This is a genomic window from Corynebacterium sp. HMSC074A09, assembly GCF_001811545.1.
Taxonomy (GTDB): Bacteria; Actinomycetota; Actinomycetes; order Mycobacteriales; family Mycobacteriaceae; genus Corynebacterium; species Corynebacterium hiratae.
This window is the reverse complement of sequence record NZ_KV805101.1, coordinates 1-259: the sequence shown is the minus strand read 5'-3', so window position 1 is coordinate 259 and position 259 is coordinate 1. Positions and strand designations below refer to the sequence as shown.

Genomic DNA, 259 nt, shown 5'->3' with positions numbered 1-259 from the left:
ACCTCAACTGCCGTTATCGCCCTCCCCAAGTGGGCCATCGGGTGAGTGAGGGCACCGCTTCCTGGCCCGATCTCAATGATGGGGCCGGAGGTTTGTTTCACAAGATCGACGATGGAGTTGATGATCTTGTGGTCTGTGAGAAAATTTTGGCCATGCTCGTGACGGCCGTATCCGTATGCAGACATCAGGTGTGCTCCTTGGAGTTGAAACGGAGCCGGGCATGACAAATAGCCGCCCGGCTAAAGGACCGGAGCGGTTT

The 259-nt window shown here is 56.4% G+C and carries 1 protein-coding gene; it reads right to left on the bottom strand.

The window, feature by feature from the left end:
- A partial coding sequence (locus tag HMPREF2807_RS01245) for an rRNA adenine N-6-methyltransferase family protein (RefSeq protein WP_304439946.1) occupies positions 1 to 185 on the bottom strand: 185 nt, incomplete at its 3' end.
- Positions 186 to 259: the final 74 nt, after the last annotated feature.